A 7,499-nucleotide genomic window follows, 5' to 3' on the forward strand; every position below is an offset into this window, starting at 1 on the left:
TGGTATAGTCGGCCAGCAGCGCTTCGCTCATCTGCTTCTGGGTGCCGTAGGAGGTCAGCGGCGTCGGATGGAAGTCGTCGGGAATGACATCCGGAAACGGCGCGCCGAACACCGCGATCGACGAGGTGAAGACGACGCGCGGCGCAAAGCCCGCCAGCCGGATGGCATCGAACAAGGCCCGCGTGCCATCGAGATTGACGCGGTAGCCGAGATCGAAATTCGCTTCCGCCTCGCCCGACACGATGCCGGCAAGATGGAACACGACGTCGGGGCGCGATGCGACCAGGCGCTCAGCGGCCCCTGCTTCGGCGAGATCGCCAGTGTGCAGCGTGACGCTGACGCCATCCAGGCTCGGGGCCTGTGGCGGCACGATATCGTGTAAATCAAGCGCCGTGATCTTGCGGCCGCGCAGCGTGCCGTCCTTGGCCAGCCGGGCGATGAGCTTGCGGCCGACCATACCCGCGGCGCCAGTGATCAGAATGCGCATATCGAAAATCCCTTGCCTATTTACCCTGATTTTTACGCTGGTTGCGGGCCCGCAACCAGAACACCGAGAAGAACGCCAGCACGAAGACGATGCCAAAGGCGCCGGCTAGCACCGTCGAAAAGCTGCCCAGTGCCAGCATCACGGTCGGCAGGTAGTAGGCGCCGATACCGAACAGCAGCATGATCCACACTGCAGCGATAAGAGCATTGCTGGTGTCACGATCCATCACGCCGCACCAGGGCAGCGGGTGTTCATCAAGCTGGTTTTCAAGGTTTTGCAACTCCCGAGGCAGAACCAATCGACATCGATCGATCGGTCCTAGTGATGATGGTCGTGATATGCAGCCGCTTCATGCCCGTGCCCATGGTCGTGCTCGTCGCCATCGTCGGCGCACTGGCCGAATTCCGGTTCCACGGTGGCATGGCTGATGCCGTGCTCGCTGGCAAGCCGCTTCTTGACGGCACTCACCGCCTGATGCGCATCGACGCCCTCGTCGAGACAGGCATGCAGCGTCGCCATGTTGCTGGTCCCATCAAGCGACCAGACATGCATATGGTGCACTTCGCGCACTCCCTGGACGGTCGCCTCGAGATCCCTGGCGATCAGATCGCGGTCGAGGCGTGGCGGCACGCCCTCGAGCAGGACATGGGCGGCTTCGCGCATCAGCGACCACGCCGTGTAGAGGATCAGCAGTGAAACCAGGACCGACAGGATCGGGTCGATCGGCGTCCAGCCGGTCGCCAGGATGACCAGCGCCGCCGCGATGGCCGCCGCCGAGCCGAGCAGGTCGCCAAGCACATGCAGGATGGCGCCGCGCATGTTCAGGCTTTCGCGGTCGCCGCCATGCAGCACGAAGAACGCGCCGATGTTCACCAACAGGCCGAGGATCGCCACCACCAGCATCGGCCCGCCAAGCACCGGTGCCGGCGCCTGCAGGCGCCCCCAGGCCTCGTAGACGATCCACAGCGCGATGACGAAGATGGCGATGCCGTTGGTATAGGCCACCAGCGTCTTGACCCGGCCGAAGCCATAGGTGAGGCGAATGGTCGCCGGGCGGCCAGCCAGATGGAAGGCATACCAGGCAAGGCCGAGCGCGATCGAGTCGGCGAGCATGTGGCCGGCATCGGCCAGCAGCGCCAGCGAGCCGGTGAGGATGCCGCCAAGCGCTTCGGCGACCATGAAGCCGCCGGTCAGGCAGGCTGCGATCAGAACGCGTTTCTTATCGGTCGAGCCATGCACATGGCCGGGCCCATGATCGTGCCCAATGTGATCGTGCCCGCTGTGATCGTCGGTATGTGCCAATGGCGAACTCCTAAGCGCCGAATTCCGCGCGACAATCCTCGAGCCGTCGCTTCTGCTGGCCGTCGCCATCGAAATTGGCCGGATCGAGCCACGCCTCGTAGGCACTGCGCAGCGCCGGCCACTCCTTGTCGATGATCGAATACCACGCAGTGTCGCGGTTTTCACCCTTGACGATCAGATGCTGGCGGAAAATGCCTTCGAACTTGAAGCCGAACCGTTCGGCGGCCCGCTTCGATGGCTCGTTGCGGTTGTTGCACTTCCATTCGTAGCGGCGGTAGCCGAGCTCGTCGAAGATGTATTTCATGAACAGGAACTGCGCTTCGGTTGCTCCCGGCTTGCGCGAGATAAGCGGCCCCCAATAGATGTTGCCGATCTCGATGACGCCGTACGCCGTGTCGATGCGCATCAGCGTCTGGCGCCCGGCGACCTTGCCGCTGGCCTTGTCGATGACGGTGAAGAACAGCGGATCCTCGCTGGCCTCGACCTTGTCCAGCCATGGCTGGAAGGCGGCGCGGGTCTCCGGCGGATAATCGGGCAACCAGGCGAAGCGGCCGTCGATGTCGGACACGGAGGACGCTTCATAGAGGCCATCGCCATGTTTTGCAGCACTCAGCGGTTCGAGCCGGACAGTGCTTCCGTCGATGGTCTTGCGTTCGGGCCGCGGGCGCGGTTGCCAATCCCTGAGATTTTCCGACACCGAAAGCTCCAATCCGTTTGACTTTTGCCAGCCGAAGCTCACAAAAACGCGACCCAACAGCAAGAACCACACGGACGGGAAAAATGCTCCACACGATTTCGGCCTTCGACCGCCTTGGCGAGGAAAACGCCTTTGCCGTGCTCGCGAGGGCCACAGCACTTGCCCAACAAGGCCGCGACATCGTCAATCTCGGCATCGGCCAGCCCGACTTCAAGACGCCGCAGCACATCGTCGAGGCGGCGATCAAGGCGCTGCGCGACGGCCATCACGGCTACACGCCGGCCAATGGCCTGCTGGCGACGCGCGAGGCGGTGGTGCGCCGCACGCTGACCACAACCGGTGTCGAAGTATCGCCCGAAACGGTAATGATCCTGCCCGGTGGCAAGCCAACCATGTTCGCCGCGATCCTGATGTTCGGCGAACCTGGCGCCGAAATCCTCTATCCCGATCCGGGCTTCCCCATCTATCGCTCGATGATCGAGTTCACCGGTGCAGCCCCTATTCCCGTGCCGATGCGCGAGGAAAACGGCTTTGCCTTCTCCGCCGAGGAGACGCTGGCGCTGATCACTTCGAAGACCAGGCTGCTGATCCTCAACTCGCCCGCCAATCCGACCGGCGGTGTGACGCCCCGTGCCGAGATCGAGAAACTGGTCAAGGGGCTGGAGGCGCATCCGCAGGTCGCCATCCTTTCCGACGAGATCTACGACGTCATGACCTATGATGGCGAGACGCATTGCTCGCTGCTCGGCTTTCCCGAAATCCGTGACCGGCTGATCGTGCTCAATGGCTGGTCGAAAACCTGGGCGATGACCGGCTGGCGCATGGGCTGGTCGATCTGGCCGAATGGCGACAAGGGCGCCCATCTCTACGACAAGGTGCGCAAGCTGGCGGTCAACTGCTGGTCCTGCGTCAACGCGCCGAGCCAGTTCGCCGGCATCGCCGCAATCGACGGCCCGCAGGACGATGTCGCCAATATGATGCGCGCCTTCGACCGCCGCCGGAAGATCGTCGTCGAGGGGCTGAATGCCCTGCCCAACATGTCCTGCATCACGCCCAAAGGCGCGTTCTACGCTTTCCCCAACGTCTCGAAGACCGGCTGGAAAGCCAAGAAACTCGCCTCGGCGCTGCTCGACGAGGCCGGCGTGGCGCTGATCGGCGGTCCCGATTTCGGCATTCTCGGCGAAGGCTATATCAGGCTCTCCTACGCCAATTCCGAGGAGAACATCTTGCGGGCGCTGGAACGGATCGGGGCCTTCCTGGCGAAGTAAGCCTGAAAGCGGCCCGCTGTCCTCTTCCGGACAATTTGCGGCTGTGGCATGACGGTGTCATGAGCCGTCCGGAGGCGCGCGGCCAAGACTGGGCGTGCATGTCGAGAACGGCTACGGTCCTCGGATCAGGATCGAAGTGGGGGTGACATCGGATGTTCTATGCAATCCTTGCCTATCATGTGGAAGACGCAATCAAGGCGCTGACGCCGCAGGAAGATACGGCGCTGATGGCTGACTTGCTCAAGATCCATGAAGGGCTCTATGCCGACGGCAGCCTTGGCCCGTCGGCGCGGCTTGGCGCGACACAATCGGCCTGCACCTTGCGCGACGGCATGATCGTCGACGGCCCCTTCGCCGAAACCAAGGAACAGCTTCTCGGCCTCTATGTCGTCGACTGCCCGACGCGGGACGATGCCATCGCTATCGCGCGCGACTTTCGTCGCGTCAATCCGACCGCCGTCTACGAGATCCGTCCTATCGCGCTCTATCTGCCCGGCACAGAGCTACTGGGAGAATGACTACCCACGCCCGACAAACGGCATCTTGGTCGCCATGACGGTCATGAACAGCACGTTGGCGTCGAGCGGCAGGCTGGCCATGTGGACGACGGCGTCGGCGACGCGCTGAACATCCATCACCGCTTCGGCTGATATGGAGCCGTTGGCCTGCGGCACGCCGACCGTCATCGGCTGCGCCATGTCGGTCAGCGCATTGCCGATGTCGATCTGGCCGCAGGCGATGTCATAGGGCCGGCCGTCGAGCGCCAGCGTCTTGGTCAGTCCTGTGATGGCATGCTTGGTCGCCGTGTAGGGCACCGAGCCCGGGCGTGGCGCATAGGCCGACACCGAACCGTTGTTGATGATGCGGCCACCCATCGGCTTCTGCTTGCGCATGGCGCCAAAGGCGGCACGGGCACACAGGAACGAACCGGTGAGATTGACGCCGACGATATCGTTCCACACTTCGACCGGTATCTCGTCGATCGGCGTCGATTTGTAGCCCATGCCGGCATTGTTGAAGAGCAGGTCGACACGGCCGAAGGCCGCCGCCACGGTCTCGAACAGATCGTCGACCTCGCCTGCCTTGCTGATATCGCAGGCTACCGCCAAGGCCTTGGCGTCGTTGCGGCCGGCCTCGGCGACCGCAGCGTCCAGCACCGACTTGCGGCGCCCGCAAAATACCGTGTTCCAGCCGTTCTTGAGCAGCGCCGTGGCGACGCTCTTGCCGATGCCCGTGCCGGCCCCGGTGACGATGGCGGTTCTTTGCTCGGTCATGGCTGTTGTCCTCCGGCAGCGCTGCGCTTGCTCGACTGATTTTCAGGGGTTTGGCTCGAAAAAGGAAGGCATCGCAAATGACGGCGGAGATGGCAAGCGTGTCCATCCGATCGGGCCGACAAAAAGGGCGGCCATTGGCGACCGCCCCTGATCTGAACCGGGCTTGGGAGGAGGAAAAGCCGATCCGACTATGTTGAATGATGCGCTTGCTGGGTTAACGAGAGGTTAACCCGGAAAGCGCCTCCTGTGCCGTTTTGGCCTACCAGCGCGGATTGGGTGACGTCCCTGCCGTGGCCGGCACCTTGGCCGCCGAAACCGTTGCCTCGACATGGTCGAGCAGCGCGTCCGGCAGGCCGAGCCGGCCTGCAAGCAGGTCGAGGTAGCCACGCTCGGCGCGGGTGTCGGGATCGATGGTCAGGCGCGACGCCGTGTAGAGTTCGAGCTTCTGCGCATCGGTCTTGGCGCCGGCGACCAGCGTGTCGAGGTCGAGCGGGCTTGCCAGCTCCGCCATCAGGAACTTTTCAGCATCGGAGTCTATGCCGGCCAGGCTGAGCTTGCCGGCGATCTTCTGGCGCTCTTCATCGTCGATATGGCCATCGGCTTTTGCCGCCGAGATCATCGCCCGTATCAGGGTCAGCGTGAATTCGTCCTCGCCTTGCGGCGCCTGCGACGGGTGGAAGGCGGTGTCCTTGGGCGGCGGCAGCAATTCCGGTTCGCCGGCCGCCGGTGCTTCGGCGGGTGCGTTGCCGGCCTTGTAGTTCTGGTAGGCCTTGTAGGCGAGGCCGCCGATGGCAGCCAGTCCGCCAAGCTTCACCGCGGCGCCCGTCACGTTACGACCGGCACCAGTTCCAAGCAGCACGGCGGCCAGTGCGCCGGCGGCCAGCGGATTGTCCTTGGCCATCTGCACGGCCTGCCCCGCCTTGTCGCGAACGGTGCCGCTGGTGCCGGGGATTTGCGAGCCGAGCAGATCGTCGAGAAGCTTCTTGGGATCGAACATTCAGTGCCTCCAGGATTTGCCCGGCCGAACGGGCAGGTTTCGAACGTCGAAGACGTAGGTCCCGAAACTTGACATTGCAATGACAGGCGGCCGCTTTGCAGCAGCTTGATGCCCGGATCAGGAGCCGATATGCGGACCCCTGCCCCGCGCCTGCGCAAGCTCGACCTGGCGCTGGCGCTCGGCATAACGCTGGCGGTCCTCGTTCGAACGCGCCTCGAAACAATGCGGGCAGGAAATACCGGCGGCGAATTTGGGCGACGTCAGGTCGCCCGGTGTCAGCGGGTGCCGGCAGGCGCGGCACAGTTCCGCTTCGCCCTCGGCGAGGCCGTGCGACACCGAAACGCGCTCGTCGAAGACGAAGCATTCGCCTTGCCAGAGGCTCTGTTCGGCCGGGACCTCTTCGAGGTATTTGAGGATGCCGCCCTTGAGATGGAAGACATCCTCGAAGCCGAGCGATTTGACATAGGCGGTTGCCTTTTCGCAGCGTATGCCGCCGGTGCAGAACATCGCCACCTTGCGGCCTTCGAGCTCCGCCCGGTGCGCTTCCACCCAGGCCGGGAACTCGCGAAAGCTTGCGGTGGCCGGATCGATCGCCCCCTTGAATGTGCCGATCGACACCTCATAGGCGTTGCGCGTGTCGATTATGACAGTGCCGGGCTGCGAAATCAGAGCGTTCCAGTCGGTCGGCGCGACATAGGTGCCGGCACTATTCGAAGGATCGATGTCGTCGACGCCCATGGTGACGATCTCGCGCTTCAGCCGCACCTTCATGCGGTGGAACGGCATGTCCGCGGCTGCGCTGTACTTGACCTCGAGGCCCGCCAGCCCTTCGATGGCTTCGAGATACAGGATCAGTTCGGCAATTGCCGCCTCGCTGCCGGCGACGGTGCCGTTGATGCCTTCATGCGCCAGCAGCAGCGTGCCCTTGATGCCGCGCCCGCAGCAGAAGGCGGCGAGCGGCGCGCGCAGTTCTTCGAAAGCGTCGAGCCGGGCAAACCGGTAGAGCGCTGCGACGCGGAAGGGTGGAAGTGATGTCATTGCCGAAGCCACTAGACGCTCACGAAAGCCTATTCAAGGCAATAGCAGGCATCCTGTTCGGAGGTCACGGGCGCAAATCTGCACCATAGGCGAATTTATACCATAGCTGAGATCAGGGAGTCAAGAAAAAATTCCTATCCTGACAAAGCTGCCGGCACCGCCGAGCTGGCAGCCGCGCTAAGCTTGGCGAGCATGGGCGACACGTGACATCGCGACACGGCCGGTTTCGTGGACAGGAAAACGGCCTTCTGCTAATCGGTTGAATTGCCCACGCCACGGAGAGACACATGCCCAGCAAGACCGAAAAACTCCTGTCGCTCCTCAACGGCCAGCCGGTCATCCCGGTGCTGAAGATCTCTGATATCGCCAATGCCGTGCCGCTGGCGCGCGCGCTGGCGCGCGGCGGCCTGCCGGCAATCGAGATCACGCTGAGGAC

The 7,499-nt window shown here is 63.5% G+C and carries 9 protein-coding genes and 1 pseudogene; 3 read left to right on the top strand and 7 right to left on the bottom strand.

Annotation, left to right across the window (positions count from 1 at the left end; all coding sequences use genetic code 11):
* The 4 genes from EN749_RS26025 to EN749_RS26040 all read right to left on the bottom strand — a co-directional run.
* Positions 1 to 487: NAD-dependent epimerase/dehydratase family protein (locus EN749_RS26025; RefSeq protein ID WP_128364232.1), on the bottom strand; the 487-nt coding region annotated here is incomplete at its 3' end.
* Between the two features lie 16 nt (positions 488 to 503).
* Entirely contained in the window at positions 504 to 716 is a 213-nt protein-coding gene (locus tag EN749_RS26030) for a hypothetical protein (RefSeq protein ID WP_128364237.1), read from the bottom strand.
* A gap of 89 nt (positions 717 to 805) precedes the next feature.
* Positions 806 to 1,789, bottom strand: a complete 984-nt coding sequence (locus tag EN749_RS26035; protein WP_128364233.1) for a cation diffusion facilitator family transporter — start codon at positions 1,787 to 1,789, stop codon at positions 806 to 808.
* A gap of 10 nt (positions 1,790 to 1,799) precedes the next feature.
* A complete protein-coding gene (locus EN749_RS26040) occupies positions 1,800 to 2,486 on the bottom strand; it encodes a GNAT family protein (RefSeq protein ID WP_128364234.1) in 687 nt (228 codons plus the stop codon).
* A gap of 83 nt (positions 2,487 to 2,569) precedes the next feature.
* Here EN749_RS26040 and EN749_RS26045 point away from each other — a divergent pair, with 83 nt between their 5' ends.
* Together EN749_RS26045 and EN749_RS26050 are read left to right on the top strand one after the other, a co-directional pair.
* A complete protein-coding gene (locus EN749_RS26045) occupies positions 2,570 to 3,754 on the top strand; it encodes a pyridoxal phosphate-dependent aminotransferase (RefSeq protein WP_127268080.1) in 1,185 nt (394 codons plus the stop codon).
* A 152-nt stretch (positions 3,755 to 3,906) separates the two neighbouring features.
* Positions 3,907 to 4,272, top strand: coding sequence for a YciI family protein (locus EN749_RS26050; RefSeq protein ID WP_128364235.1), 366 nt, complete (start codon positions 3,907 to 3,909; stop codon positions 4,270 to 4,272).
* Here EN749_RS26050 and EN749_RS26055 read toward each other — a convergent pair whose 3' ends face one another.
* From EN749_RS26055 to EN749_RS26065, 3 genes are all read right to left on the bottom strand, one after another.
* Complete coding sequence (locus tag EN749_RS26055) at positions 4,273 to 5,028, bottom strand: SDR family oxidoreductase (protein ID WP_128288437.1); 756 nt, start codon at positions 5,026 to 5,028, stop codon at positions 4,273 to 4,275.
* 259 nt (positions 5,029 to 5,287) lie between these two features.
* Positions 5,288 to 6,025 carry a tellurite resistance TerB family protein gene (locus tag EN749_RS26060; protein WP_128364236.1) on the bottom strand — a complete coding sequence of 246 codons (738 nt, stop codon included), beginning with the start codon at positions 6,023 to 6,025 and terminating at the stop codon, positions 5,288 to 5,290.
* A 117-nt stretch (positions 6,026 to 6,142) separates the two neighbouring features.
* Complete coding sequence (locus EN749_RS26065; protein WP_127399049.1) at positions 6,143 to 7,063, bottom strand: rhodanese-related sulfurtransferase; 921 nt, start codon at positions 7,061 to 7,063, stop codon at positions 6,143 to 6,145.
* Between the two features lie 287 nt (positions 7,064 to 7,350).
* On the opposite strand from EN749_RS26065, the pseudogene EN749_RS26070 reads away from it, so the two are divergent.
* Positions 7,351 to 7,499: pseudogene (locus EN749_RS26070) on the top strand (keto-deoxy-phosphogluconate aldolase); the annotation flags it as partial.

This window comes from Mesorhizobium sp. M7A.F.Ca.ET.027.02.1.1 (assembly GCF_004022985.1).
Lineage (GTDB): Bacteria > Pseudomonadota > Alphaproteobacteria > Rhizobiales > Rhizobiaceae > Mesorhizobium.